The organism is Achromobacter sp. JD417 (assembly GCF_041879325.1).
GTDB classification, from domain to species: Bacteria; Pseudomonadota; Gammaproteobacteria; order Burkholderiales; family Burkholderiaceae_B; genus Achromobacter; species Achromobacter mucicolens.
Map to the genome: position 1 here is coordinate 1,599,625 of NZ_CP087159.1, position 26,185 is coordinate 1,625,809.

Annotated in this window: 24 protein-coding genes; 23 read left to right on the forward strand and 1 reads right to left on the reverse strand. The window is 65.2% G+C overall.

Features of this window, described 5'->3' with window-relative positions; translation table 11 throughout:
• Positions 1-13: 13 nt before the first annotated feature.
• The 9 genes from cmk to cysM all read left to right on the forward strand — a co-directional run bounded on the left by cmk (position 14) and on the right by cysM (position 8,441).
• A complete protein-coding gene (gene cmk, locus LN047_RS07300; RefSeq protein WP_180099121.1) occupies positions 14-700 on the forward strand; it encodes a (d)CMP kinase in 687 nt (228 codons plus the stop codon).
• 176 nt (positions 701-876) lie between these two features.
• On the forward strand, positions 877-2,589 hold the full coding sequence (gene rpsA / locus LN047_RS07305; RefSeq protein ID WP_056322251.1) for a 30S ribosomal protein S1: 1,713 nt from the start codon (positions 877-879) through the stop codon (positions 2,587-2,589).
• Positions 2,590-2,592: 3 nt separating this feature from the next.
• Positions 2,593-2,955 (forward strand): integration host factor subunit beta, encoded by a 363-nt coding sequence (locus LN047_RS07310; protein ID WP_056322254.1) that lies wholly within the window; start codon positions 2,593-2,595, stop codon positions 2,953-2,955.
• Positions 2,956-3,164: 209 nt separating this feature from the next.
• A complete protein-coding gene (locus tag LN047_RS07315) occupies positions 3,165-3,479 on the forward strand; it encodes a lipopolysaccharide assembly LapA domain-containing protein (RefSeq protein WP_062838607.1) in 315 nt (104 codons plus the stop codon).
• A 46-nt stretch (positions 3,480-3,525) separates the two neighbouring features.
• Positions 3,526-4,740 (forward strand): lipopolysaccharide assembly protein LapB, encoded by a 1,215-nt coding sequence (gene lapB / locus LN047_RS07320; RefSeq protein WP_056322260.1) that lies wholly within the window; start codon positions 3,526-3,528, stop codon positions 4,738-4,740.
• Positions 4,737-5,678, forward strand: a complete 942-nt coding sequence (gene rfaE1 / locus LN047_RS07325) for a D-glycero-beta-D-manno-heptose-7-phosphate kinase (protein WP_056322264.1) — start codon at positions 4,737-4,739, stop codon at positions 5,676-5,678. Before lapB ends, rfaE1 begins: the two co-directional genes overlap by 4 nt.
• Positions 5,675-6,664, forward strand: a complete 990-nt coding sequence (gene rfaD / locus LN047_RS07330) for an ADP-glyceromanno-heptose 6-epimerase (protein WP_373981432.1) — start codon at positions 5,675-5,677, stop codon at positions 6,662-6,664. Before rfaE1 ends, rfaD begins: the two co-directional genes overlap by 4 nt.
• 170 nt (positions 6,665-6,834) lie before the next feature.
• Positions 6,835-7,341, forward strand: coding sequence for a ComEA family DNA-binding protein (locus tag LN047_RS07335; RefSeq protein ID WP_373981433.1), 507 nt, complete (start codon positions 6,835-6,837; stop codon positions 7,339-7,341).
• Positions 7,342-7,532: 191 nt separating this feature from the next.
• Positions 7,533-8,441 (forward strand): cysteine synthase CysM, encoded by a 909-nt coding sequence (gene cysM / locus LN047_RS07340; RefSeq protein ID WP_062838678.1) that lies wholly within the window; start codon positions 7,533-7,535, stop codon positions 8,439-8,441.
• Positions 8,442-8,597: 156 nt separating this feature from the next.
• Here the strand turns inward: cysM and mltB are convergent, their stop codons facing one another.
• A complete protein-coding gene (gene mltB / locus LN047_RS07345) occupies positions 8,598-9,758 on the reverse strand; it encodes a lytic murein transglycosylase B (protein ID WP_373981434.1) in 1,161 nt (386 codons plus the stop codon).
• A gap of 10 nt (positions 9,759-9,768) precedes the next feature.
• On the opposite strand from mltB, the gene LN047_RS07350 reads away from it, so the two are divergent.
• The 14 genes from LN047_RS07350 to LN047_RS07415 all read left to right on the forward strand — a co-directional run bounded on the left by LN047_RS07350 (position 9,769) and on the right by LN047_RS07415 (position 26,024).
• Positions 9,769-10,692 (forward strand): histone deacetylase family protein, encoded by a 924-nt coding sequence (locus tag LN047_RS07350; protein WP_081100847.1) that lies wholly within the window; start codon positions 9,769-9,771, stop codon positions 10,690-10,692.
• Positions 10,693-10,763: 71 nt separating this feature from the next.
• Positions 10,764-11,513 carry an electron transfer flavoprotein subunit beta/FixA family protein gene (locus LN047_RS07355; RefSeq protein ID WP_373981435.1) on the forward strand — a complete coding sequence of 250 codons (750 nt, stop codon included), beginning with the start codon at positions 10,764-10,766 and terminating at the stop codon, positions 11,511-11,513.
• A gap of 2 nt (positions 11,514-11,515) precedes the next feature.
• Positions 11,516-12,445: an electron transfer flavoprotein subunit alpha/FixB family protein gene (locus LN047_RS07360; RefSeq protein WP_056322276.1), complete on the forward strand. Its 930-nt coding sequence runs from the start codon at positions 11,516-11,518 to the stop codon at positions 12,443-12,445.
• Positions 12,446-12,639: 194 nt separating this feature from the next.
• The gene (aspT, locus tag LN047_RS07365) at positions 12,640-14,331 is read left to right on the forward strand and encodes an aspartate-alanine antiporter (RefSeq protein ID WP_373981436.1); all 1,692 of its coding nucleotides are present in this window, start codon (positions 12,640-12,642) and stop codon (positions 14,329-14,331) included.
• A gap of 115 nt (positions 14,332-14,446) precedes the next feature.
• Positions 14,447-16,267: a bifunctional aspartate transaminase/aspartate 4-decarboxylase gene (locus LN047_RS07370; protein ID WP_056322281.1), complete on the forward strand. Its 1,821-nt coding sequence runs from the start codon at positions 14,447-14,449 to the stop codon at positions 16,265-16,267.
• A 39-nt stretch (positions 16,268-16,306) separates the two neighbouring features.
• The gene (gene aspT, locus LN047_RS07375; protein ID WP_373981437.1) at positions 16,307-18,007 is read left to right on the forward strand and encodes an aspartate-alanine antiporter; all 1,701 of its coding nucleotides are present in this window, start codon (positions 16,307-16,309) and stop codon (positions 18,005-18,007) included.
• A gap of 205 nt (positions 18,008-18,212) precedes the next feature.
• Positions 18,213-18,854 (forward strand): peroxiredoxin, encoded by a 642-nt coding sequence (locus LN047_RS07380; protein ID WP_056322285.1) that lies wholly within the window; start codon positions 18,213-18,215, stop codon positions 18,852-18,854.
• Between the two features lie 212 nt (positions 18,855-19,066).
• On the forward strand, positions 19,067-20,095 hold the full coding sequence (locus LN047_RS07385) for a sulfate ABC transporter substrate-binding protein (RefSeq protein WP_373981438.1): 1,029 nt from the start codon (positions 19,067-19,069) through the stop codon (positions 20,093-20,095).
• Between the two features lie 24 nt (positions 20,096-20,119).
• Complete coding sequence (cysT, locus tag LN047_RS07390; RefSeq protein WP_373981439.1) at positions 20,120-21,010, forward strand: sulfate ABC transporter permease subunit CysT; 891 nt, start codon at positions 20,120-20,122, stop codon at positions 21,008-21,010.
• The gene (cysW, locus tag LN047_RS07395) at positions 21,007-21,906 is read left to right on the forward strand and encodes a sulfate ABC transporter permease subunit CysW (protein WP_373981440.1); all 900 of its coding nucleotides are present in this window, start codon (positions 21,007-21,009) and stop codon (positions 21,904-21,906) included. Before cysT ends, cysW begins: the two co-directional genes overlap by 4 nt.
• A gap of 24 nt (positions 21,907-21,930) precedes the next feature.
• Positions 21,931-22,995: a sulfate/molybdate ABC transporter ATP-binding protein gene (locus LN047_RS07400; protein WP_152383780.1), complete on the forward strand. Its 1,065-nt coding sequence runs from the start codon at positions 21,931-21,933 to the stop codon at positions 22,993-22,995.
• Positions 22,992-23,735: a phosphoadenylyl-sulfate reductase gene (locus LN047_RS07405; RefSeq protein ID WP_373981441.1), complete on the forward strand. Its 744-nt coding sequence runs from the start codon at positions 22,992-22,994 to the stop codon at positions 23,733-23,735. The genes LN047_RS07400 and LN047_RS07405 overlap by 4 nt, the downstream gene beginning before the upstream one ends.
• A 39-nt stretch (positions 23,736-23,774) precedes the next feature.
• On the forward strand, positions 23,775-24,683 hold the full coding sequence (gene cysD / locus LN047_RS07410; protein ID WP_346526636.1) for a sulfate adenylyltransferase subunit CysD: 909 nt from the start codon (positions 23,775-23,777) through the stop codon (positions 24,681-24,683).
• Positions 24,684-24,725: 42 nt separating this feature from the next.
• Positions 24,726-26,024, forward strand: a complete 1,299-nt coding sequence (locus tag LN047_RS07415; RefSeq protein ID WP_062838618.1) for a sulfate adenylyltransferase subunit 1 — start codon at positions 24,726-24,728, stop codon at positions 26,022-26,024.
• Positions 26,025-26,185: the final 161 nt, after the last annotated feature.

The window sequence follows — 26,185 nt, forward strand, 5'->3', positions numbered from 1 at the left end:
CAGCATGGCATCCATGACTTCGACAGCTTCAACTTCCGCCTCACCGGCCCCGGTCATCACGATCGACGGCCCCACCGCCTCCGGCAAGGGCACCGTGGCTCATCGCGTCGCCAAGGCGCTGGGCTGGGCCGTGCTGGACAGCGGCGCGCTGTACCGCCTGACCGCGCTGGCCGCCATCAACCGCGGCGTTGCCGCCGAGGACGAGCCGGCCGTGGCGCGCGTGGCCGAGACGCTGGATGTGCGTTTCGAGGGGCCCCACGTGTACCTCGAGGGCGCCGATGCGGGCCATGACATCCGCCGCGAGGAAGTGGGCAATTTCGCGTCCCGCGTGGCTGCCTTTCCCGGCGTGCGGCAGGCGCTGCTCGAGCGCCAGCGCGCCTTCCGGCTGCCGCCAGGCCTGGTCGCGGACGGCCGCGACATGGGCACCGTCGTGTTCCCGGATGCGTCCCTGAAGGTCTTCCTGGTGGCCGACGTTGTCGCCCGGGCGGAGAGGCGGCGTAAGCAGTTGATCGAAAAGGGAATTTCTGCTAATCTAGACGACCTTTTGCGGGATATGCGCGAGCGTGATGCGCGCGATACCGGGCGCGCCACCGCGCCGCTCGCTCCCGCAGCAGATGCACACGTGCTGGATTCGTCCAACCTGACAATCGCAGAAACGGTGCAGGCAATACTGGATTTTTGGCAGCAAGCCAGCCAGTGATGCGCGACGCAGCACTTAAAGCAGTTTTTTGATTAGGCCCTGCTCAAGCCAGGCGACTCCCCCACGGGCCACCCCGCAAGGGTCAGCCAGCCGGCAGGTATTTTGACTCCACTGTGGCGGGCAATCCGCTGCGGTGTGTTCTTAACGGCCATTTCGGCCCAATGGATTTCAACCCCATGTCTTCCGTTTCCACTACCGCCACCGGCGGCGAAAGCTTCGCCGACCTTTTCGCACAAAGCCTCAAGAGCCAGGACATGAAGTCCGGCGAGGTCATCAGCGCCGAAGTCGTGCGCGTCGACCACAATTTCGTCGTCGTCAACGCCGGCCTGAAGTCCGAAGCGCTGATCCCCCTGGAAGAGTTCCTGAACGACCAGGGCGAGCTCGAAGTGCAACCCGGCGATTTCGTCTCGGTGGCCATCGATTCCCTGGAAAACGGCTACGGCGACACCATCCTGTCGCGTGACCGCGCCAAGCGCCTGTCGGCCTGGCTGCAACTGGAAAAGGCCCTGGAGAACGGCGAACTGGTTACCGGCACCATCACCGGCAAGGTGAAGGGCGGTCTGACCGTCATGACCAACGGCATCCGCGCGTTCCTGCCGGGTTCGCTGGTGGATCTGCGTCCGGTCAAGGACACCACCCCGTACGAAGGCAAGACCCTCGAATTCAAGGTCATCAAGCTCGACCGCAAGCGCAACAACGTTGTGCTGTCGCGTCGCCAGGTGCTGGAAGCCAGCATGGGCGAAGAGCGTCAAAAGCTGCTCGAAACCCTGCACGAAGGTGCCGTGGTCAAGGGCGTGGTCAAGAACATCACCGACTACGGCGCGTTCGTCGACCTGGGCGGCATCGATGGCCTGCTGCACATCACCGACATGGCCTGGCGCCGTGTGCGTCACCCCTCCGAAGTCCTGCAAGTGGGTCAGGAAGTCGAAGCCAAGGTCCTCAAGTTCGACCAGGAAAAGAGCCGCGTCTCCCTGGGCGTCAAGCAGCTTGGCGAAGATCCGTGGGTGGGCCTGGCTCGCCGCTACCCGCAAGGCACCCGCCTGTTCGGCAAGGTCACGAACCTGACCGACTACGGCGCGTTCGTTGAAGTCGAAGCCGGCATCGAAGGCCTGGTCCACGTGTCCGAAATGGACTGGACCAACAAGAACGTCGACCCGCGCAAGGTTGTGACCCTGGGCGAAGAAGTCGAAGTCATGGTCCTGGAAATCGACGAAGACCGTCGCCGCATTTCGCTGGGCATGAAGCAGTGCCGCCAGAACCCGTGGGAAGAGTTCGCCACGAACTTCAAGCGTGGCGACAAGGTCCGCGGCGCCATCAAGTCGATCACCGACTTCGGCGTGTTCGTCGGCCTGCCCGGCGGCATCGACGGCCTGGTCCACCTGTCCGACCTGTCGTGGACGGAAGCTGGCGAAGAAGCCGTGCGCAACTTCAAGAAGGGCGACGAAATCGAAGCCGTGGTTCTGGGCATCGACACCGACAAGGAACGCATCTCGCTGGGCATCAAGCAGCTGGAAGGCGACCCCTTCAACAACTTCGTCGCCACGTTTGACAAGGGCGCCGTGGTTCCGGGCACCATCAAGTCGGTCGAAGCCAAGGGCGCCGTGGTTACGCTGTCCGTGGACGTCGAAGGCTACCTGCGCGCTTCCGAGATCTCCTCGGGCCGCGTCGAAGATGCCACCACCGTGCTGTCCGCCGGCGAGAACATCGAAGCCATGATCGTCAACATCGACCGCAAGACGCGTTCGATCCAGCTGTCGATCAAGGCCCGCGACAACGCCGAAACCGCCGACACGATCCAGCGCATGTCCGACGCCAGCGCTTCGTCCGGCACCACCAACCTCGGCGCGCTGCTGAAGGCCAAGCTGGACCAACAGCGCAACGACGGTTAATTCGTGACCAAGTCGGAGCTGATCGCCGCCTTGGCGGCCCGCTATCCTCAGCTGGCCGCCCGCGACACCGATTACGCGGTCAAGACCGTACTTGATGCAATGACCCAGGCGCTTGCCTCGGGTCAGCGCATCGAGATCCGCGGTTTTGGCAGTTTTTCGTTGTCGCAGCGGTCTCCCCGTATCGGTCGCAATCCCAAATCCGGCGAGCAGGTGCTGGTGCCTGGCAAACAGGTGCCGCACTTCAAGGCAGGCAAGGAATTGCGCGAACGGGTGGACCTGGTCGGCGGCAATGACGAGGACGCTCAATCCTCCGGATCGAGCGAGTCGATGCCGTCTTCCATGGCAGGTTTGCACGCCATGCATTGACGCGTCGGCCAGGCAGAGCTGCCTTCGGGCAGATCGGACCGCGAACGAAGCCCCTTGAGAAATCAAGGGGCTTTGTTTTTGTGGCGCCCGTTCACGCGTTCGTCCCTCCTTCGCATTCGCTGTCCGGGCTCCGCCTTGGGGCTTTTTTTTCTCTCGCCGTGAAGACGTCGCTTACAATTGACGGTCTCGAATCATCTGGAGCATGCGCCATGCGCTATCTCGTCTGGGCCCTGCGATTGCTCGTCTTTGTGGCGGTGTTGATGTTCGCCTTGAAGAACACCGACCCCGTCGCCGTGAAGTTCTACGCCGACTACGTCATCCAGGACGTCCCGCTGATCGTCGTCATGCTGGTCGTATTCGTGCTTGGCGCGTTGTTCGGGCTGCTGCTGACCGTTCCCGCAGCGCTGCGCCGCCGCCGCGAGGCCATCCGCCTGCGCCGCGAACTGGATCGCATCCAGGCCGCCGCCAACGGCACCACGCCCGTCGTGCCCCCCGAAGCCGTCGCTCCCATGTCGCCGCTGTGACATCGCGCCGGCTTTTTTGCACCGAATTACCGCATGAGTCCGAATAGTGGATTTTGAACCTTGGTGGTTGATTTTCGTCCCGGTGCTGTTCGCGCTGGGCTGGCTGGCCGCGCGTTTCGATATCCGGCAGATGCTTCGGGAAACGCGCAGCCTGCCTGACTCCTATTTCCGCGGGCTCAACTTCCTGCTCAACGAAGAGCCGGACCGCGCCATCGACGCGTTCGTCGAGGTCGCCAAGCTGGACCCGGAAACCACGGAGCTGCACTTTGCCCTGGGCAGCCTGTTTCGCCGCCGCGGCGAAATGGAGCGCGCCATCCGCGTGCATCAAAGCCTGCTGAACCGTTCCGACCTGCCGCAGGCCGAGCGCGAACACGCCCAGCACGAACTGGCGCAGGACTTCCTGAAGGCCGGGATGCTGGACCGGGCCGAAAGCGGTTTCGAGCAGCTCAAGGACACGCGTTATGCGTTGCCCGCGCTGCGCTCGCTGATCCGCATCTATGAATCCGAACACGATTGGCCGCGTGCGATCGAGGCCGTCAAGACCTTGCAGGGCCTGGTCGACGAGCCCGTCCCGCAAATCGTGCACTACTACTGCGAGCAGGCGCAGACCGCGTTGGCGGCCAAGCCGGCCGACGTCGAAAGCGCGCACAAGGCGCTGGACGCCGCGGACCACGCGCTGACCACCACCGAGGCCGCCTCGAGCAAGGGCGCCAAGGTGCGCACCGCCATGCTGCGCGCGCGCCTGGCGCTGATCGAGCAGGATCCCAAGCGCGAAAGGCTGTACCTGGAATCGGTCATGACCGATGCGTCCGAGTACGCCGGGCTGGTGGCCGAGCAGTTGCTGGCGAACTATCGCAACGCCAACCAGGCCGCCGCGGGCCTGGACTTCCTGCAAAAGCAGTATGGCCGCCATGCGTCCCTGGATCTGTTCAACGTGGTGTTCCGGGAACTGCGCGTGCAGCAGGGCGCGGCGACGGCATGGGCCTTCGCGCGCGGCGCGCTGCGCAGCCATCCTTCGCTGCTCGGCCTGGATCGCCTCCTGGAGGCCGAGCTGGCCAACGGCGACAGCGATGGCGACCACGGCCCGGTGCCGGGCGCGGACCTGACCCTGCTGCGCAGCCTGATCCACAAACACACGCAACGTCTCGATCGCTACGCATGCCGCAATTGCGGTTTTCAAGCGCGTCGCTTCTACTGGCAATGTCCCGGCTGCAACGCCTGGGAAACCTATGCGCCGCGCCGTCTGGAAGAACTTGAATGAACTCTTTTCCCGCCGAAGCCATTTCGCGTAGCCGCGTGCTCGTGGTTGGCGACGTCATGCTGGACCGCTACTGGTTCGGCGAAGTGGAGCGCATCTCCCCCGAAGCGCCGGTGCCGGTGGTGCGGGTCGCCCGCCGCGAAGATCGTCTGGGCGGCGCCGCCAACGTGGCGCGCAACGTGGCCGCGCTGGGCGGCCATGTCACGCTGGTCGGCGTGCTGGGTCAGGACGAGGCCGGCGACAGCGTCCGGCGCCTGTCCACCGAGGCCGGCATCCAGGGCGACCTGATCGCCGACAACGAACTGCACACCACCCTGAAGATGCGCGTCCTGGGCCGCCAGCAGCAACTCTTGCGCGTGGATTTCGAACAGCATCCCTCGCAGGCGTCGCTGGACGCCGTGGACGCGGCCCTGGCGCGCCACCTGGCCAACCACGACATCGTCGTGCTGTCGGATTACGCCAAAGGCGTGCTGACCCGCGTGGAGTCTTTGATTGCGCTGGCGCGCAGCGCAGGCATCCCGGTGCTGGTGGATCCCAAGGGCGATGACTACTCGCGCTATCGCGGCGCGACCCTGGTCACGCCCAACCGCTCGGAAATGCAGCAGGCGGTCGGCCGCTGGAATTCCGAAGCTGAATTGACCGATCGCGCGCAGCGCCTGCGCGCGGATCTGGACCTTGAAGCCCTGCTTGTGACGCGGTCCGAGCAGGGCATGACTTTGTTTTCCGATGCGGGACGCGATCACACCGATGCGCAGGCGCACGAAGTGTTCGACGTGTCCGGCGCGGGCGACACCGTGCTTGCCACGCTGGCGGTCACGCGCGCCATCGGGCTGCCGTGGGCCGAGGCCATGGGCTGGGCCAACAAGGCCGGCGGCATCGCCGTGGGCAAGCTGGGCACGTCCGTCGTCACCGCCGCGGAATTGGCAGGAGAATCCTCATGATCGTCGTTACCGGAGCCGCGGGCTTCATTGGCAGCAACCTGGTTCGCGGGCTCAACCGCCGCGGCATCGAAGACATCATTGCCGTCGATGATCTGACCGAAGGCGACAAGTTCGTCAATCTCGTCGATTGCAAGATCGCCGACTACATGGACAAGGACGACTTTCGCCGCCGCGTCGCCGACGGCAGCCTGCCCGATATCCGCGCGGTGCTGCATCAGGGCGCGTGTTCGGACACCACCGAGCGCAACGGCCGCTACATGCTGGACAACAACTACCGCGTCACGCTGGAACTCTTCGAGTTCTGCCAGACGCGCCGCGTGCCGTTCCTGTATGCGTCCTCCGCGGCCGTGTACGGCGGGTCGACGACCTACGTCGAGCATCCCGACAACGAAGGCCCGCTGAACGTCTACGGCTATTCCAAGCTGCTGTTCGACCAGGTGCTGCGCAAGCGCATGGGCAGCCTGACGGCGCAAGTCGTCGGCCTGCGGTATTTCAACGTGTATGGCCCGCACGAGCAGCACAAAGGCCGCATGGCGTCGGTGGCCTTCCACAACATGAACCAGTTCCTGGAACACGGGCACGTGAGGCTCTTCGCGGGTTGGGACGGCTACGTGGATGGCGGCCAGAGCCGCGATTTCATCTCGGTCGAAGACGTGGTCGCGGTGAACCTGCATTTCCTGGATCATCCCGAACAATCCGGCATCTTCAACTGCGGCACCGGCAAGGCGCAGCCGTTCAATGACGTGGCGGCCGCGGTGGTCAACACGCTGCGCGCCGAGCGTGGCGAGGCCGAGCTGACGCTGGCGCAGTTGGCCGAACTGGACCTGATCCGCTACATCCCGTTCCCGGACGACCTCAAGGGCCGCTACCAAAGCTACACGCAGGCCGATGTCACGCAGCTTCGCGCCGCCGGCTTCACGGCGCCCATGCGCGATGTGCAGACGGGCGTGGCCGAATACGTGCGCTACTGGCGCGCCCGCAAGTAATCCTTCCGGCAGCCGATCCGACAAGGCCACCGCCATGCGGTGGCTTTTTTTCGCCTGCGTGGTTGCCGGGCTGGATGAATTGATTCACTCGCCGGGCGCGGCGCGGGGCGGCGCCCGATGATGGGAACAAGGCGCGGCAACCGCTGCGCTCCGACCCGTCAGGAGAACCCATGAATCCCTTCGTCCATTCCACCGTTGCTCGCCATCTGCCGCTGGCGCCGTGGCGCCGCGCGCGTCCGGCCGCGGTGCCCGCTGGCCCGCGCGCGGGCCAGCGTGCGCTGCGGCAGGCGCTTGGCGCCTTGCTGCTGTCCGCCGGCCTTGGCGTGGCCGCGCCGCCCGCCCAGGCCGTGGATATCAACCAGGCCACCGCGGCCCAGCTTGAAGGCCTGCGGGGCATCGGCCCGCGCACCGCCGACATCATCGTGCGCGAACGCGAACGCGGCGGCCGTTTCGAATCGCTGGACGACCTGACCGAGCGTGTGCGGGGCATCGGACAGAAAAAGGCGCAGGCGCTTCAGGCGGCCGGCCTGACGATCGGCGCCGCGGGCGCCGCGCCGAAGTCTGGGGCGGCAGCCGCGCCCGCAGCCCGCGCGGCACCAGGAAAGGCGGCTGCGGCAAAGTCTGCCGGAGCGTCCACGGCGGGCGGCGCGCCGGTCCCGGCCCGCGCCAAGCCCTGAGCCCGGCGATCCGGCGATCCGGCGATCCGGCGGTCCGGCGATCCGGCGGTCCGGCGATCCGGCGATCCCGAGGTCCAGCGATCCGGCGATCCGTCGATCCGGTATCCCCGCATCCCGGCGATGCGGGGAGCCCCTGGCGCGTGCGCGGCTTTTGGGGCCGCGCGGCGCCGGGCGGAGTTATGATCGACCGCATGACTACTACCTACCCCACCATCGAGCAGACCGTCGGCAACACGCCCCTGGTGCGCCTGCAGCGCATTCCCGGGGCGGCGGGCGACGCGCGCGGCAATGTCATCCTGGCCAAGCTGGAAGGCAACAACCCGGCGGGATCCGTGAAGGATCGCCCGGCCTTGTCGATGATCCAGCGCGCCGAAGAGCGCGGCGACATCAAGCCGGGCGACACCCTCATCGAAGCCACCAGCGGCAATACCGGCATTGCGCTGGCCATGGCGGCCGCCATGAAGGGCTACCGCATGATCCTGATCATGCCGGACAACCTGTCCGTCGAGCGGCGTGCCGCCATGGCGGCGTATGGCGCTGAGCTCATCCTGACGCCGGCCGACAAGGGCGGCATGGAATACGCCCGCGACCTGGCCACCGAGATGCAGGCCGATGGCCGGGGGCTGGTGCTGGACCAGTTCGCCAATCCCGACAATCCGCGCGCGCACATTGAAACCACGGGCCCGGAACTCTGGAATCAGACGGAAGGACGCATCACGCACTTCGTCAGCGCCATGGGCACCACGGGCACCATCATGGGCGTGTCTACGTACCTCAAGTCGCGCAACCCCGCCGTGCAGGTGGTGGGTGCGCAGCCGGCCGAAGGATCGCAGATTCCGGGCATCCGCAAATGGCCCGAGGCCTATATGCCCAAGATCTTCGACCGCAGCCGTGTGGACGCCTACGAGTCCATCCAGCAGTCCGAAGCCGAAGCGATGGCGCGGCGGCTGGCCGCCGAGGAAGGCATTTTCGGCGGGATCTCGTCTGCCGGCGCACTGGTCGCGGCCCTGCGGGTTGCCGAGCGCGTCAACGATGCGACCATCGTGTTCATCGTGTGCGACCGCGGCGACCGCTATCTGTCCACGGGCGTCTTCAACTGACCTGCTGGCTGGCCCGCGCGGGATTGCGTGGCGTGCCGTCCAGGACAAAGCGGCAATCCCTTGAATGAAAAAACGCCCCGGCGGTTGAATCCGCCGGGGCGTTTGTCCACCCGCGCGGCAGCAGTCACCGCGCGGGCAAAATCGGCGCGCGCACGATCATCGCGTCACGCGGGCCTCGATCTCGGTGGCCAGATCGGCCACCGACGTGGCGTAAAAGTAGCTGCGGTTGTACTTGGTGAGCGCAAAGAAGTTGGGCGTCCCCACGCGATACTGTGCCGTGCCGCGCATTTCCTCGACCAGATCCACCACGCCCAGCGGCTGGCTGACCCAGCCATCGCTGGATGCGCCGGGCTGCAGGCGCGAGCCGGCGGCCTTCAGCGTGGTCCAGCTTTGCTTGGGCTCCAGGCCGCCGTCCACCAGAGCGGTCGGGTCGGCGGGCAGCACTACCGGCGCGAACACCGGCAGGCCGCGCTGCCAGCCGTGCTGTGCCAGGAAGCTGCCCACGGACATGATGGCGTCCTGGGTGTTGTTGGTCAGGTCGATATGGCCGTTGCCGTCGCCGTCCACGGCGTAATGCATCACGCTGGTCGGCATGAATTGCGGCATGCCGATGGCGCCGGCGTAAGACCCCTTGGTTTCCAGTTCCAGCTTGTCGTTCATGACGAGCGTCAGGAAGTCGGCCAGCTGGGTGCGGAACATCGTGGCGCGCTCGGGTTTGGCCGGGTCCGGGTAGTCGAAGGCCAGCGTGGCCAGCGCGTCCAGCACGCGGAAATTGCCCATGTTGCGGCCATACAGCGTTTCGACGCCGATGATGGAGGCGATGATCGGGGCCGGCACGCCAAAGCGTTGCGCCGCCTGATTCAGCAGGTCGCGGTTTTCGTTGTAGAACTCGACGCCCCAGGCAATGCGCTTGGGTTCGACGAAGCGGGAGCGATAGGTCAGCCAGCTGCGCCAGACCTTCTTGCCGGGTGGGGAGGGCGCGATGAGCCGCGCCACCGTGGCGTTGTAACGTGAGCTTTCCAGCGCCTGGACCATCGGCGCCAGCGGCAGTTGACGCTCGGCGGCCAGGTTCTCGACGAAGGTGCGGACGTCGGGCCGCAAGGCGCCGGATGGCGTCAACGTGGCGGGCGCGTCGTCCGCGAGTTCGGGGCCGAGCGTCGGCGTGCTGGGCCCGATGCGGATGGCGGGCGTCCCTGAAGCCTGAGCGGTCTGGGAAGCGGAAGGAGAGGAGGTTGCTGCGGTGGGAGTGGTGGTGGAGCACCCCGCCAGCAGGGCAGAAAGCGCGCCGAGTTGCAGTATTCGCCGACAGATGAACATAATCTTCCTTATGGAGACCATGTATCTTACCCACCCGGCATGCCGCTTGCATGAAATGGGAAGCTGGCATCCGGAAAGCCCCCAGAGGCTGGACGCCATCTCCGATCAGTTGCTCGCAAGCGGATTGATGCCTTATCTGGATGACCGGCAGGCGCCCCAGGCGTCCCGCAATGACCTCTTGCGTGTGCACACTGTCCAGTACCTGGACAGTTTGCAGAAACATACGCCGGACCAAGGGTATTACCCTATCGATCCCGATACGCTCATGAATCCGCACACCTTCGAAGCGGCGTTGCACGCGGCGGGAGCGGGGGTGGCGGCGGTCGACGCCGTGCTGGGCGGCGAGGCGCGAACGGCTTTCTGCGCCGTGCGTCCGCCCGGGCACCACGCGTGCCGGTCGCAGGCCATGGGCTTCTGCTTTTTCAACAACGTCGCCATTGCGGCGCAGCATGCCATGGACTTTCACGGCCTGACGCGCGTGGCGATCGTCGATTTCGACGTCCATCATGGCAACGGCACCGAAGATGTCTTTGCCGGGGACGATCGGGTGCTGATGTGCAGCTTCTTCCAGCATCCGTTCTTTCCCAATAGCGGCGCGGATCATCCGGCCGCCAACATGCTCAATGTGCCCGTGCCCGCCTACACGGCTGGCGCCGCGGTCAGGACCATCGTCACGGACACCTGGCTGCCGCGGCTAGAGGCCCACCGTCCGGAATTGATCCTTGTGTCCGCGGGGTTCGACGCCCATCGCGAGGACGACATGGGGCAGATGGGCCTGGTGGAGGCGGACTACGCCTGGATCACCGAGCAGCTGGTCGAGGTGGCCGATCGCCACTGTCAGGGCCGGATCGTGAGCACGCTCGAGGGCGGTTACAACTTGTCCGCCTTGGGCCGCAGCGTGGTCGCGCACATACGGGCGCTGGCGAAGCTGTAGAATCAGGAAAAAATTGTGCAATGCGATCCCGGCGCATGCCGGGTCATTATTTTCCAATTGGAGGCAGCGGGATGAAGGTGTTGGTACCTGTCAAGCGCGTCGTTGACTACAACGTCAAGGTGCGCGTCAAGTCTGATCAGACCGGCGTGGATATCGCCAACGTGAAGATGTCCATGAACCCCTTTGACGAGATCGCCGTCGAAGAAGCCACCCGCCTGAAGGAAAAGGGCGCGGTCGCTGAAGTCGTGGCGGTTTCTTGCGGCGTTGCGCAATGCCAGGAGACACTGCGTACCGCCATGGCCATCGGCGCCGATCGCGGCGTGCTGGTCCAGACCGATGCCGAACTGCAGCCGCTGGCTGTCGCCAAGCTGCTCCGCGCGCTGGTCGATAAGGAACAGCCCCAGCTCGTGATTCTGGGCAAGCAAGCCATCGACGACGACGCCAACCAGACGGGCCAGATGCTGGCCGCGCTGCTGGACTGGCCGCAAGCCACGTTCGCCAGCAAGGTCGAACTGGCCGACGGCAGGGTCACCGTGACGCGCGAAGTCGACGGCGGCCTGGAAACCCTGTCGCTCAAGCTGCCCGCCATCGTGACCACCGACCTGCGCCTGAACGAGCCGCGCTACGTCACGCTGCCGAACATCATGAAGGCCAAGAAAAAGCAGTTGGACACCGTCACGCCGCAAGACCTGGGCGTTGATCCCGCGCCCCGCCTGAAGACGCTGAAGGTCAGCGAGCCGCCCGCCCGCAAGGCCGGCATCAAGGTTGCCGATGTCGCGGCGCTGGTGGACAAACTCAAGAATGAAGCGAAGGTGGTCTGATCATGACGACGCTGGTTATTGCCGAACACGATAACGCTCAACTCAAGGGCGCAACCCTGAACGCCATCGCCGCCGCCGCCAAGATCGGAGGCGACGTGCACGTGCTGGTCGCCGGCGCCAACGCGCGCGCCGTGGCCGACCAGGCCGCCCAGGCCGCCGGCGTGGCGAAGGTCCTGCTGGCCGATGCCCCGCATCTGGCAGATGGCCTGGCCGAAAACATTGCGGCGCAGGTGCTGGCCGTGGCCTCGAGCTACAGCCATATCCTGTTCCCGGCCACGGCCTCGGGCAAGAACGTGGCGCCGCGCGTCGCCGCCAAGCTCGACGTGGCGCAGATCTCCGACATCATCGGCGTCGAATCCGCCGATACGTTCCAGCGCCCGATCTACGCCGGCAACGCCATTGCCACCGTGCAATCGGCCGACGCCGTCAAGGTCATCACCGTGCGCACGACCGGCTTTGACGCGGTTGCCGCGCAAGGCGGTTCCGCCTCGGTCGAAGACGCTGCCGCTGTCGCCGACTCGGGCCTGTCCACGTTTGTGGGCCGCGAAGTCGCCAAGAGCGATCGTCCCGAACTGGCCGGCGCCCGCGTCGTGGTGTCGGGCGGCCGCGGTCTGGGCAGCGCCGAAAACTTCAAGATCCTGGATCCGCTGGCCGACAAGCTGGGCGCCGCGCTGGGCGCTTCGCGCGCCGCGGTCGACGCCGGCTACGCGCCGAACGACTGGCAGGTTGGCCAGACCGGCAAGATCGTCGCGCCGCAACTGTACGTGGCCGTCGGCATCTCGGGCGCCATCCAGCATCTGGCCGGCATGAAGGACTCGAAGGTCATCGTCGCGATCAACAAGGACGCCGAGGCGCCGATTTTTGGCGTGGCCGATTACGGCCTGGTGGGCGACCTGTTCACGGTCGTTCCCGAACTGACCAACGCGCTGTAAACCGCAGCGCAGGCGTCAATCAGAACCGCGGGCGTGACGCCCGCGGTTTTTTTTTGCGCGGTTTGTTTTCGGTTTATCCGCGCCGCAAAATTGTCAAAAACGTTTGATTTTCGCAAAGACTCTGCTAACGTAACCGGCGCGCTACCCCCTGTTTGCGAATGTGCTTGACCTGTACAGAACGAAGGAGATTCGTGATGGAATGGTTCTTTGACACACTACGTAAGTACCCGGAGCTGGCGATTTTCCTGACCTTGGGTCTTGGCTATTGGATCGGCGCCAAGAAGATCTTCGGCTTCAATCTGGGCGCAGTAACGGGAACTCTGTTGGTGGGCGTACTGGTCGGCCAGCTCAACATATCGATTGCCCCCATTCTCAAGCAGGTGTTCTTCCTGCTTTTCCTCTTCGGTCTCGGCTACGGCGTAGGACCGCAATTCTTCCGCGGCATGAAAAGCGATGGCCTTCCTCAGGTCATCTTTGCCGTCATCATCTGTGTGCTCTGCCTGCTGGTCACTTGGGGGACCGCGGTTGCGTTCGGCTTTGACGCCGGCACCGGCGCGGGATTGCTGTCGGGCGCGCAGACCATTTCTGCGGTCATGGGCGTGGCCACCGACACGATCAACGGGCTGTCCGTCGATGCCGCCACCAAGAAGCAGTGGATCGACAGCATCCCCGTCGCGTATGCGGTCTGCTACATCTATGGCACGGTGGGCAGCGCCTGGCTGCTGGCGTCCCTGGGCCCGAAGCTGATGCGCGTGGACATCGTCAAGGAATGCCAGGAATACGAGGCCAAGATGTCCGGCGGGGCCGATTCAATGGAACTGTCGGGCTACCGCAAGTTCACGGCGCGGGCCTACCGGCTGGACAACTCGGACTACGTCGGCAAGACCGTTGGCGACCTCGAGGCGAAATTCGTCGACGCCCGCGTGTTCGTCGAACGCATCCGCCGCGGCGACCAGATCATCGATGCCGACTCGGGCACGGCGCTGCAGGCTGGTGATGTGCTGGGCGTGACCGGACGCCATGACGCGCTGGTGCTGCAGGCCTCGGGTCTCATCGGCACCGAGGTCGAGGACCGTGACGTCATCAACCTGCCCGCCGAAGTCGTCGAAGTCGTGCTGACCAACAAGAACGTGGCCGGCAAGACGATCAAGGAGCTTGCCGATAACGAGACGGTGCGCCAACTGGGCCGGGGCGTGTTCCTGCGCAAGGTCGTGCGTGGCGGCCACGAGATGCCGGTCAACTGGGGCCTGAAGCTGGACCGCGGCGACCGCCTTTTCATGCTGGGCGCCAAGCGCGACGTCGAACGGGTCGTGGGCAAGCTGGGCTACGTGGACCGCGCGACCAACCAGACCGACATGGTGTTCGTGGGTTTCGGCATTTTGCTGGGCGGGTTGTTCGGCACGCTGGTGCTGACTGTGGGCGGAATTCCGATCACGCTGTCCACTTCCGGCGGCGCGCTGATTTCAGGGCTGGTGTTCGGCTATCTGCGCTCCGTGCATCCGACGTTCGGGCGTGTGCCCGAGCCGGTGCACTGGTTCCTGACATCGGTCGGCCTTACCGCGTTCGTCGCCGTCGTGGGCATCGTGTCCGGACCGGGGTTTGTACAGGGCTTTCAGCAGTTGGGCGCCAAGCTCTTCATCGCCGGTGTCATTGCCACCAGCATTCCGATGATCCTGGGCGTGCTGATCGCCCGTCATGTCTTCAAGTTCCATCCGGCCATTGCGTTGGGGGTCTGCGCCGGTGCCCGGACCACGACCGCGGCGATCGGCCAGATCACCGAGACGGCGAAGAGCCAGGTCCCGGCGCTTGGCTACACGGTGCCTTATGCCATCGGCAATACCCTCCTGATCATCTGGGGCATTGTCATCGTCATGCTCATGGCCTAGCGGGACAGCCCCGCAAAGCCGCGGCGTGCGGGTGCTACAGAGAAGAAAAGCGCGGCAATCGTAACGGCGCCGGTCTTCACCGCGCCGGCCAACACGCACATCAGGAGTACACAAAATGGCTTCCACTGCGCCCGTCACCGTCAGCCTGGCCTCGGCCTTGAAGACCACGCGTTCCCATCAGCGCGACCTGGAACAGTTGTCTCCGTTTGAACTGAAGGACTATCTGATCACGCTGGCCAAGGATAGCCAGCAATCGGCCGCCGCCTCAATGCTGAACGCGGGCCGCGGCAATCCCAACTGGATCGCCACGGAACCGCGGGATGCGTTTTTCCTGTTGGGCCGGTTTGCCATGAAAGAGGCGCGCCGGGTGCGCGACGAAGGCATTCTGGCGGGCATGCCGGCCAAGAAGGGATGCGCCGACCGGCTGCGCAAGTTCCTCTCCAAGCACAAGGGTGAAGACGGCTACGACTTTCTGGTCGGGGTGCTGGAATACGGCGTGAAGATCAAGGGGTTTGATCCGGACGAATGGATCCATGAACTGACCGACAGCATCATCGGCGACCACTATCCCGTGCCTCCCCGGGCGTTGGTGCACATCGAGCAGATCATCCATGACTACCTCGTCAAGGAAATGTGCGATGGCCGACCGCCCAAGGGCAAGTTCGATCTCTTCCCGGTGGAAGGCGGCACGGCGGCCATGTGCTACATCTTCGATTCGCTGATGGTCAACGGTCTGCTCAAGCAGGGCGACACCATCGCGCTGTTCCTGCCCACGTTCACGCCCTACATCGAGATCGCGCACCTCGAGCGCTTCCAGTTCAAGATCGTCGGCATCAACGCCAGCAGCATGCGCGCCGACGGCACGCACGATTGGCACTATCCGCCCTCGGAAATCGCCAAGCTGGAGGATCCCAAGATCAAGCTGGCGGTCACGGTCAACCCCAGCAACCCGCCCTCCGTCGCATTCAGTCCCGTCGAGATGAAGCAGATCGTGCGCCTGATCCGCAAGAATCCCGACCTGGTGCTGGTGACCGACGACGTCTATGGCACCTTCGTGCCGAACTTCCGGTCGCTGATGGCCGAGGTGCCGCAGAACACCATCTGCGTGTACTCCTTTTCAAAGAATTTCGGCTGCACTGGCTGGCGTCTGGGCGTCATCGCCACGCACGAGAACAACACGATGGACCGGCGCATCGCCGAGCTGCCCGCAGCGTGGAAAAAACGGCTGGACAAGCGCTACAGCGCCATGACGATGGAGCCGGAGAAATTGAAGTTCATCGACCGCCTGGTTGCCGACAGCCGCGATGTTGCCCTGAACCACACGGCCGGCCTATCGTTGCCGCAGCAGGTGCAGATGGGCTTTTTCGCGCTGTCGCATCTGCTGGACCTGAAGGACGCCTACAAGCATCTGACCATGCAGATCGTGCGCAGCCGGCGCGACGCGCTGTGGCGGGGGCTGGGCATTCCGATGCCGCCGGAAGATCCGATGCGGGGCTGGTATTACGTCGAACTGGACTTCATGGTCTGGGCCAAGGTCATGTACGGAGACGCCTTCTGCAAATACATGATCGACAACTACGAACCGGTGGACTTTCTGTTCCGCCTGGCGGAGAAGTCGGGGGTCGTGCTGATGGACGGCGGCGGCTTCGGCGGCCCGCCGTGGTCGATCCGGATTTCGCTGGCCAACCTGGACGACGGGGACTACGCCAAGATCGGCAAGTACATGGTCGAATCCGCGACCGAATATGTCGAGGCGTGGAAGTCGTCTGAACTGGTGCGTTCCGGCCCCACCGCGGGCAAGGGCCAGACGGTCAAGGCATCTGCCGCCAAGAAGCGCGTCCCGGCTGGCAAGACGGCGGCCAAGAAGGCCGTGAAGAAGGCGGTGAAGAAGGCCGATACGGCTGCGAAGTCGGCAAAGAAGGCCGCCGTGAAGTAGGCGGCCGCAACGCAGGCAACAACAGGGCGGCGTGAACTCATGACGTGTTCGGTCGGGTTTTTCAATAGCGTCCCCATCGCGGTGTTGTTCGTCACGGTGGGCTTGGGATACCTGATCGGCAAGCTGAAGGTCGGGCCGATACAGCTAGGCGGGGTGTGCGGCACGCTCATCGTCGCCCTGCTGATCGGCCAGACGGGCTGCCAGATGCGCGGCGACCTGAAGGAAGTCGCGTTCGCCCTGTTCATCTTTGCCATGGGCTACTCCGGCGGCCCGCAGTTCTTCGCCAACCTCAACCGGTCCAGCCTGCGCTTTGTGGCGCTGCCGCTGATCGAGGCGGTACTGGTGTTGACGATCGTGCTGACGGCCGTGCGGCTGTTCGGGCTGGATGCTGGCACCGCCGCGGGACTGGCGGCGGGCGCGGCCACGGAATCGGCGGTCGTGGGCACCGCCGCCGAGGCGCTCAAGCACCTGGGGCTGCCGGAGGCCGAGGTGCAGCGCATGGAGGCCAACATCGCGACGGCCTACACGCTGACCTACCTGGTGGGTCTCATCAGCATCGTGTTCTTCACCAGCCAGGTGGCGCCCGCGCTGCTGCGCATCAACCTGCGCGAGGCGTCCAAGGCGCTGGAGGCCCAGCTGGGCGCCACGCCCGGCGACAACGACGAGGCCAGCCTGCCGACACTGCCGCGTCTGGTGGGACGCGCCCACGTGGTCAAGGACGTGGACGGCAAACGGGTCGCCGACGTGGAGGCCCAGTTGGGCGGACGTACGGTGGTCAGCCGCGTCCTACGCAATGGCGAGGCGGTCGATGCCACGCCCGATTATGTGCTGGCGACCGGCGACATCGTGGTGGTGCTGGGACTGCGCCGTTTTGCGCTGCGGGCCGGATCGGTGATCGGCCCGGAGATCCAGTTGCCCGAGGCACATGCGGACGACCTGCAATTGAGCGAGCTGCAAGTCATCGTCAGCAAGAAGACCGTCAATGGTCACACGGTGGGCGAGCTGGCCAAGCGCCCCAACGCCCGGCGCGCGCGGGGCGTGTTCCTGCAATCCATTACGCGGTCGGGGCACGTGCTGCCCCTGACCCCCGCGACGGTCGTGCAATACGGCGATCTGGTCACCCTGGTGGGCGCGGAGCCGGAGCTGTCCGAGGCGGGTGCGGCGCTGGGATCCGAACTGCGCCGCAGCGGCGTGACCGACCTGGTCTTTCTGGCGTTCGGCATTCTTGCCGGGCTGATGATCGGCAGCCTGGGGGCAAGGCTGTGGGGGATTCCGGTATCGCTGGGCAGCGGGGGCGGGGCGCTGGTCAGCGGCCTGGTGTGCGGCTGGATCAATGCGAAGCGGCCGTCGATCGGACACATGCCGGCCCATGCCGTGCAATTGCTCAAGGACCTGGGACTGGCGATCTTCGTGGCCTGCGTGGGCCTGTCGGCCGGGCCGGATGCGCTGTCGCTGATCCGCGAGCATGGGGCGGTGCTGCCCTTGATCGGCCTGTTGGTGTCGCTGGGGCCCGCGTGCCTGTCACTCTGGGTGGGGCACAAGCTCTTGAAGATCGAAGGGCCGCTGCTTGTGGGCGCCATTGCCGGGCAGCATGTCAGCACGCCGGCCATCAGCGCCATCCTGACGGCCAGCGGCAGTTCGGTGCCCCTTTTGGGTTACACCGTGACGTACGCCATCGCGAACGTGCTGCTGCCGGTGCTGGGCCCGATCATCGTGTCGCTGGCCTACCACCTGAGCTGAGGGTCTTCGGCCCCGGGGCGAGGCAGCGCAAAGGCTGCTGCGAATATTGCATAAGGTTATATGACTTGCGTATTTCCCCGCCTGTTGGTTTGATGGAAGAATCGTTTCACACGCGGTCACCGCCGCCCCGAAACGCGATTGCCCGCTGCGGTCCACGCCGGACCGGCGGCCGGTCCCATCAACTGAATCCCGTACAGGAGACATCATGAGTCAACTACGACTGGGCGACACCGCCCCTGATTTCGAGCAGGAATCCTCGGCTGGCAAGATCCGCTTCCACGAGTACCTGGGCAACAGCTGGGGGGTGCTTTTCTCGCATCCGGCCGATTTCACGCCCGTCTGCACGACCGAGCTGGGCTACACCGCCAAGCTGGCCGACGAGTTCGCCAAGCGCAACGTGAAGGTTCTGGCCCTGTCGGTCGATGGCGCCGATTCGCACGCCAAGTGGATCGAAGACATCAACGACACGCAATCGACGACGGTCAACTTTCCGATCATCGCCGACAAGGACCGCAAGGTCTCCGAGCTGTACGACATGATCCACCCGAATGCCAGCGCCACGGCGACCGTGCGTTCGGTGTTCGTCATCGATCCGAACAAGAAGGTCCGCCTGACCATCACGTATCCCGCCAGCACGGGCCGCAATTTCAATGAGATCCTGCGCGTCATCGATTCGCTGCAACTGACCGACAGCCACAGCGTGGCCACGCCGGTCAATTGGGAAGACGGCGACGACGTGATCATTGTTCCTTCCCTGCAGGACGAAGCGGTCATCAAGGAGAAGTTCCCCAAAGGCTACAAGGCCGTGCGTCCGTACCTGCGCATCACGCCGCAACCGAATAAGTAAATACGAAAAACAGGGGTGCGCGCTGCCGCTTCAGCGCGCCCGATAACCACCCGGACCGCCGCAATCTTCATAGAGGATTGCGGCGGTTTTTCGTTGCTGGGACGCGCGTCCTATATGCCTCTTGGCGATGAGCAATCAAAAAATGATTCGTTCCGTTCAGATCGGCCTGCCCGCAAACTTGCCTCCACATTGCAGATCACAGGGAGCAGGGCATGTCTTTCAGGAAAGCCGGTTGGTTGGCCGCCTTGGCCGCAGTCACGGTGTCGTTTGCCGCGATGCCGCCCGCGCAGGCACAGCAGAAGCAGACGCTGTTGAACGTGTCCTACGATCCGACGCGCGAACTCTATCGAGCCATCGATGACGCCTTCGTCAAGCAGTACAAGGAAAAGGCCAACGTCGATCTGACGATCCGCCAGTCGCACGGCGGTTCCGGCCGCCAGGCACGTTCGGTCATCGACGGGCTGGAAGCCGACGTGGTGACGCTGGCGCTGGCCTACGACATCGACGCCATTGCCGACCGCGGCCTGCTGCCCGAGAACTGGCAGACCCGCCTGCCGCAGAACAGCTCGCCGTACACGTCCACCATCGTGTTCCTGGTGCGCAAGGGCAACCCCAAGCAGATCAAGGACTGGGACGATCTGGTCAAGGACGGCGTGCAGGTCATCACCCCGAATCCCAAGACCTCGGGCGGCGCCCGCTGGAACTACCTGGCCGCGTGGGCCTACGCGTTGGAAAAGAACGGCGGTAGCGAGGACAAGGCGCGCGCCTTCGTCGGCGACCTGCTCAAGCATGTGCCGGTGCTGGATACCGGCGCGCGCGGCGCCACCACGACGTTCGTGGAGCGCGGCGTGGGCGACGTGCTGCTGGCCTGGGAGAACGAAGCGTTCCTGGCCCTGGAGGAACTGGGCCCGGACAAGTTCGACATCGTGGTGCCGTCGCTGTCCATCCTGGCCGAACCGCCGGTGGCCATCGTCGACAAGGTCGTCGACAAGAAGGGCACACGCGCCGCCGCGCAGGCCTATCTGGAATTCCTGTACACCCCGGCCGCCCAGGAAATCATCGCCAAGAATTACTACCGTCCGCTGGACAAGACGGTCGCCGCCAAATACGAGGCGAAGTTCCCCAAGGTCAAGCTCGTCACCATCGACGACAAGATCTTCGGCGGCTGGCGCAAGGCGCAGAAGGACCACTTCAGCGACGGCGGCACCTTCGATCAGATCTACCAGCCGCAGAAGAAATAACGGCATCACGTTCGGACGACGGCCATGACTTCAGCCTCGAACCCGGTGGCAAACGGCGCGCAAGCGCCTTTTGCCGCTCGGCGCAACAGCCCGGGGGTGCTGCCCGGATTTGGCATTTCCATGGGCTACGCGGTGCTGTATCTCAGCGTGCTCGTGCTGATACCGCTTGCCGCCTTGCCCATCAAGAGCGCCGGCCTGGGTTGGCAAGGCTTCTGGGACGCGGTCACCGCGCCGCGGGTGCTGGCCTCCTACAAGCTGACCTTCGGCGCGTCGTTCATTGCGGCGCTGGTGAACCTGGTGTTCGGCACGGTGGTTGCCTGGGTGCTGGTGCGCTACCGCTTTCCCGGCAAGAAGATCCTGGACGCGCTGGTCGACCTGCCGTTCGCGCTGCCGACGGCTGTGGCGGGCATTGCCCTGACCGCGCTGTACTCGCAGAAGGGCTGGCTGGGCGGGCCGTTGTCGGAATGGTTTGGCCTGAAGGTGGCGTTCACGCCGCTGGGCATCGTCATCGCGCTCATCTTCATCGGCGTGCCGTTCGTCGTGCGCACGGTGCAGCCGGTGCTTGAAGACTTCGAGCGCGAAATCGAAGAGGCCGCCGCCAGCCTGGGCGCGGACCGCTGGCAGACCTTCCGACGCGTGCTGCTGCCGACCATCACGCCCGCGCTGATGACGGGGTTTGCGCTGGCGTTTGCGCGCGCGGTGGGCGAGTACGGATCGGTGGTGTTCATTGCGGGCAACATGCCCATGGTGTCCGAGATCACGCCGCTGCTGATCATTTCCAAGCTGGAGCAGTTCGACTACGCCGGCGCGGCCGCCATCGCGACCGTGATGCTGGTGCTGTCGTTCGTGCTGCTGCTCGTCATCAATCTGTTGCAGGGCTGGCAGGCGCGCCGCGGCCTGGGGAGGCTGTCATGAGCGCATCGGATCGTCCCGCGCATCTGACCGAGCCGCGCTGGGTGCGCGGCGTTCTGCTGTTCATCGCGCTGGGGTTTCTGGCGCTCTTTCTGCTGGTGCCGCTGGCGGCCGTGTTTGCCGAGGCCTTCCGGAAGGGATGGGCGCTGTACCTGGACGCCATCGTCGAACCGGACGCGCTGGCGGCGATCCGTCTGACGCTGCTGGTCGCGGCAATCGCCTTGCCAGTCAATCTGGTGTTCGGCGTGGCGGCCGCCTGGGCCATCACCAAGTTTCAGTTCCGCGGCAAGCAGTTCCTCATCACGCTGATCGACCTGCCGTTCTCGGTCTCGCCCGTGGTGGCCGGTCTGGTGTTCGTGCTGCTGTTCGGCTCGCAGGGCTGGTTTGGCGAGTGGCTGCAGGCGCACGACATCAAGATCGTCTATGCGGTGCCCGGCATCATTCTCGCGACGTTGTTCGTGACGTTCCCGTTCGTGGCGCGCGAACTGATCCCGCTGATGCAGGCGCAGGGCAGCGAGGAAGAGCAGGCCGCGCTGACGCTGGGCGCGAGCGGCTGGCAGATCTTCTGGCGCGTGACGCTGCCCAACATCAAGTGGGGCCTGCTGTACGGCGCCATCCTGTGCAACGCGCGGGCGATGGGCGAGTTCGGGGCGGTGTCGGTGGTGTCCGGGCAGATCCGGGGGCTGACCAACACGATGACCCTGCATGTGGAGATTCTCTACAACGAATACCAGTATTCCGCGGCGTTCGCCGTCGCCTCGCTGCTGGCCTTGCTGGCGCTGGTGACCCTGGTGGCGAAGAACGTGGTCGAGTGGCGCAACGCGCGCCTTCTGCAGAGCGCCGACCAGCCGGTGGAGTATCCCGGCCCCGCGGTTGCCATCAACCCGGCTGCCGCCTGACGGGCCGGGCAAGGAGACATAGGCATGAGTATCGAAGTACGCAATCTATCCAAACGCTTCGGCCAGTTCCGCGCGCTGAACGATGTGTCGCTGCACATCGAGACCGGCGAGCTGGTGGCGCTGCTGGGGCCGTCGGGCTGCGGCAAGACCACGCTCTTGCGCATCATCGCCGGGCTGGAATCGGCCGATTCGGGCAGCGTGCTGTTCGCGGGCGAAGACGCCACGGCCGTGGACGTGCGCCAGCGGCAGGTCGGATTCGTGTTCCAGCACTACGCGCTGTTCAAGCACATGACGGTGTTCGAGAACGTGGCCTTCGGCCTGCGCGTCAAGCACCGCTCGCAGCGTCCGTCCGAGGATCAGATCAAGCGCAAGGTGCATGACCTGCTGAGCCTGGTGCAACTGGACTGGCTGGCCGACCGCTATCCGGCGCAGCTGTCGGGCGGGCAGCGCCAGCGCATCGCCCTGGCGCGGGCGCTGGCGGTCGAGCCGCGCGTGCTGCTGCTCGATGAGCCCTTCGGCGCGCTGGATGCCAAGGTGCGCAAGGAGCTGCGCCGCTGGCTGCGGCGGCTGCACGACGAACTGCACGTGGCCAGCGTGTTCGTCACGCACGATCAGGAAGAGGCGCTGGAAGTCTCGGACCGCGTGGTGCTGATGAACGCTGGCCGCATCGAGCAGGTGGGCACGCCGCGCGAGGTCTGGGAAAGTCCGGCCACGCCGTTCGTCTACGGATTCCTGGGCGACGTGAATCAACTGCAGGGCACCGCCACGCGCGGGGTGTGGGAAGGCGCCGGCCTGTCGCTGCCGGCCCCGGAACTGGCGCAGGCCGACGCGCAGCGCGCCACGGCCTACGTGCGGCCGCATGAGTTCGAGGTCGAGCGCTACCGCGCCGGCGCCGAGGGCATTGCCGTTCGGCTGTCTCACGCCTATCTGGCAGGCCCCAGCGCATACCTGGAACTGGCGCGCCAGGACTCGGACGCCATCATCGAGGCCGAGGTGCCCGAATCCCTTTATCAGCAACTGAATCTGCAGGATGGCGAGATCCTGCTGGCGCGTCCCCGGCGCGCCCGTATTTTCGCGGTGCAACCATGACCACAACGGAAGTTACTTCAGAACTTGAACCCGCACTGGCGGCGCGCTGGCGCGACCTGACCGGGCGGCTGGCGGACATTCGCCGGCGTTACCCGGACGCCGCGCTGGCCTCGTCGTTGGCGGCCGAGGACATGGTGCTGACGCATGCCATCTACAGCTCGGACCTGGATCTTGAGGTCTTCACGCTGGATACGGGGCGGCTGCATGCCGAGACGCTGGGCGTGCTGGATGCGGTGCGCGAACGCTACGGCCGCGAGATCACGGTGTACCGGCCCGTGCAGGCAGCGGTCGACGAACACGTCGCCGCGCATGGCGCCCATGCCTTCTACGAAAGCGTCGAGCTGCGCAAGGCCTGTTGCCAGATCCGCAAGGTCGAGCCGCTCAAGCGCGCGCTGGCCGGCCGCGGTGCCTGGATCACCGGGCAGCGGCGCGCGCAGTCCACGACGCGCGGCGAGCTGCTGCTCGAAGAGGACGACAAGACCTTCGGCCTTTACAAATTCAACCCGCTGGCCGAGTGGAGCGAGGACGACATCTGGTCCGCCATCCGCGCGCTCGGCATTCCCTACAACCCGCTGCACGACCAGGGCTACCCGTCCATCGGTTGCGAACCCTGTACGCGCGCCATCCGCCCCGGCGAGGACCTGCGGGCAGGGCGTTGGTGGTGGGAATTGTCCGACTCGAAGGAATGCGGCCTGCACGCGGGCAACCGGGTCATCACCATTGCGGCGCGCGCCGATTGAGCGCGGCCATGAATTCAAAATCGTTTTAGGGGAAAACCTATGTCTGCTGTTATTCAACGCAGCCACCTGGATTGGCTGGAATCGGAAGCGATCTTCATCCTGCGCGAAGTCGCGGCCGAATGCGAAAAGCCCGTCCTGCTTTTTTCGGGCGGCAAGGATTCCGTGGTGCTGCTGCGCCTGGCCGAAAAGGCCTTCCGGCCCGGCCGCTTCCCGTTTCCGCTGATGCACATCGACACCGCGCACAACTTCGACGAGGTGATCGCCTTTCGCGATGCCCGCGCGGCCGAGCTGGGCGAGACGCTGATCGTGCGCAGCGTCGAGGATTCGATCAAGCGCGGCAGCGTCGTGCTGCGGCGCGAGACCGACTCGCGCAATGCGGCCCAGGCGGTGACGCTGCTGGAGGCCATCGAGGAATTCGGCTTTGACGCCTGCATCGGCGGCGCGCGCCGCGACGAGGAAAAGGCGCGCGCCAAGGAACGCATCTTTTCGTTCCGCGACGAGTTCGGCCAGTGGGATCCCAAGGCCCAGCGTCCCGAGCTCTGGAGCCTGTTCAACACGCGCGTGCATCGCGGCGAAAACATGCGCGTCTTCCCGATCTCGAACTGGACCGAGCTGGACGTCTGGCAGTACATCCAGCGCGAGCAACTGGCGCTGCCGTCGATCTATTTCGCGCACGAGCGCGAGGTGGTGCGCCGCAAAGGTCTGCTGGTGCCCGTCACCCGCTTGACCCCGCCGGCCGAGGGCGAACAGGTCGAACGCCTGTCGGTCCGGTTCCGCACGGTGGGCGATATCTCGTGCACGTGCCCGGTCGCCTCCGACGCCAGCGACACCATGGCCATCATCGCCGAGACCGCCGTGACGGACATCACCGAGCGCGGTGCCACGCGCATGGACGACCAGACTTCCGAGGCCTCCATGGAGCGCCGCAAGAAGGAAGGCTATTTCTGAACGACAAGACGCGCCGGCGCATGCCGGCGTCTGGGGACCCTCATGAACGCACTGAACGATTCCTTTCTTTCCGGCGCCGACACCGGCGTGCTGCGCCTGATCACGGCGGGCTCCGTCGACGATGGCAAGTCCACGCTGATCGGCCGCCTTCTGTATGACAGCAAGGGCGTATTTGCCGACCAGCTCGATGCGATCTCGCGCGCCAAGCACAAGCGCGTCGCGGGCGACGGCATCGATTTCTCGCTGCTGACGGACGGCCTGGAAGCCGAACGCGAGCAGGGCATCACCATCGACGTGGCGTACCGCTACTTTTCGACGCCCACGCGCAAATTCATCATCGCCGATGCGCCGGGGCACGAGCAGTACACGCGCAACATGGTGACAGGCGCATCGACCGCGGATGTCGCGGTCATTCTCATCGACGCGACCCGCGCCGCCGACGGCAAGCTGCTGCCGCAGACCAAGCGGCACAGCACCATCGCGCGCCTCTTGGGCATACGCCACATCGTCGTCGCGGTGAACAAGATGGACCTGGTGAACTGGGACCGCGCCGTGTTCGAACGCATCCGCGACGCCTATGCGGACCTGGCCGGCAAGCTGGGTATCGCGCACTTCGACGCGTTGCCGTTGTCGGCGCTGAGCGGCGACAACGTCGTCACGCTGTCCGGCAAGACGCCCTGGTACGACGGGCAGCCGCTGCTCGCGCTTCTGGAGTCGCTGGATTTGTCGGGCGACGGCCGCGCGTTGCCGCTGCGCTTTCCGGTGCAGTGGGTTGCGCGTCATGGCGGCGAGCGCGCCGATGATTTCCGCGGCTACGCGGGCCGGCTCGCCAGTGGCGTGGTGCGCCCGGGAGACGCGGTGACGGTGCAGCCATCTGGCGTGACGGCGGTGGTGCAGGAAGTGCGCGCCTTTGACCGCACGCTTGATGAAGCGGTGGCGGGCGACTCCATCACGCTGGTGCTGGACCGCGATGTCGACGTGTCGCGCGGTGACGTGATCGTGCACACGGCCGCGCCGGCGCAGGTGTCGCGCGAGTTCGAAGCCGAGCTGTGCTGGCTGGACGCGCAGGCCTTGAATCCGGCGCGCAAGTATCTGCTCAAGTCGGGCACGCGACTGACGTCGGCGAAGGTGCGTGCGGTGCTGTCGCATCGGGACATCCACGAACTGCAGGAAGTCGAGAACACCGAAGGCACGCTGCGCATGAACGACATCGGACGCGTGACGCTCACCACGCGCGAGTCGCTCGCGGTCGATCGCTACGACGATGTGGCTGCAACCGGCGCGTTCATTCTGATCGACGAGGCCACGCATCAGACGGCTGCCGCCGGCATGCTGCGGTAAGCCGCAATCCGGGGCGAAATCGCTGAATTTTGCCCCGAATTTTCATGTTGTTTTTCGTCCAAACCTAATGTTGGCGCGGGTTCCCGGGCGATATCGCAAGATGAAATCGAATTGTTCAGACGATGTCTTCTTCTTGCGGTAAAGTTGGGCTGTCTTACGAA

Bases quoted from the DNA above. Each gene is read 5' to 3' on its own strand.
- LN047_RS07385 (WP_373981438.1), top strand. From the start codon at position 19,067: ATGTCTTTCAGGAAAGCCGGTTGGTTGGCCGCCTTGGCCGCAGTCACG.
- LN047_RS07355 (WP_373981435.1), top strand. From the start codon at position 10,764: ATGAAGGTGTTGGTACCTGTCAAGCGCGTCGTTGACTACAACGTCAAG.
- rfaE1 (WP_056322264.1), top strand. From the start codon at position 4,737: ATGAACTCTTTTCCCGCCGAAGCCATTTCGCGTAGCCGCGTGCTCGTG.
- mltB (WP_373981434.1), bottom strand. From the start codon at position 9,758: ATGTTCATCTGTCGGCGAATACTGCAACTCGGCGCGCTTTCTGCCCTG.
- cysD (WP_346526636.1), top strand. From the start codon at position 23,775: ATGTCTGCTGTTATTCAACGCAGCCACCTGGATTGGCTGGAATCGGAA.
- rfaD (WP_373981432.1), top strand. From the start codon at position 5,675: ATGATCGTCGTTACCGGAGCCGCGGGCTTCATTGGCAGCAACCTGGTT.
- LN047_RS07415 (WP_062838618.1), top strand. From the start codon at position 24,726: ATGAACGCACTGAACGATTCCTTTCTTTCCGGCGCCGACACCGGCGTG.
- LN047_RS07370 (WP_056322281.1), top strand. From the start codon at position 14,447: ATGGCTTCCACTGCGCCCGTCACCGTCAGCCTGGCCTCGGCCTTGAAG.
- LN047_RS07360 (WP_056322276.1), top strand. From the start codon at position 11,516: ATGACGACGCTGGTTATTGCCGAACACGATAACGCTCAACTCAAGGGC.
- cmk (WP_180099121.1), top strand. From the start codon at position 14: ATGACTTCGACAGCTTCAACTTCCGCCTCACCGGCCCCGGTCATCACG.
- cysW (WP_373981440.1), top strand. From the start codon at position 21,007: ATGAGCGCATCGGATCGTCCCGCGCATCTGACCGAGCCGCGCTGGGTG.
- LN047_RS07350 (WP_081100847.1), top strand. From the start codon at position 9,769: ATGGAGACCATGTATCTTACCCACCCGGCATGCCGCTTGCATGAAATG.
- rpsA (WP_056322251.1), top strand. From the start codon at position 877: ATGTCTTCCGTTTCCACTACCGCCACCGGCGGCGAAAGCTTCGCCGAC.
- LN047_RS07400 (WP_152383780.1), top strand. From the start codon at position 21,931: ATGAGTATCGAAGTACGCAATCTATCCAAACGCTTCGGCCAGTTCCGC.
- aspT (WP_373981436.1), top strand. From the start codon at position 12,640: ATGGAATGGTTCTTTGACACACTACGTAAGTACCCGGAGCTGGCGATT.
- cysM (WP_062838678.1), top strand. From the start codon at position 7,533: ATGACTACTACCTACCCCACCATCGAGCAGACCGTCGGCAACACGCCC.
- LN047_RS07315 (WP_062838607.1), top strand. From the start codon at position 3,165: ATGCGCTATCTCGTCTGGGCCCTGCGATTGCTCGTCTTTGTGGCGGTG.
- aspT (WP_373981437.1), top strand. From the start codon at position 16,307: ATGACGTGTTCGGTCGGGTTTTTCAATAGCGTCCCCATCGCGGTGTTG.
- LN047_RS07380 (WP_056322285.1), top strand. From the start codon at position 18,213: ATGAGTCAACTACGACTGGGCGACACCGCCCCTGATTTCGAGCAGGAA.
- LN047_RS07335 (WP_373981433.1), top strand. From the start codon at position 6,835: ATGAATCCCTTCGTCCATTCCACCGTTGCTCGCCATCTGCCGCTGGCG.
- cysT (WP_373981439.1), top strand. From the start codon at position 20,120: ATGACTTCAGCCTCGAACCCGGTGGCAAACGGCGCGCAAGCGCCTTTT.
- LN047_RS07405 (WP_373981441.1), top strand. From the start codon at position 22,992: ATGACCACAACGGAAGTTACTTCAGAACTTGAACCCGCACTGGCGGCG.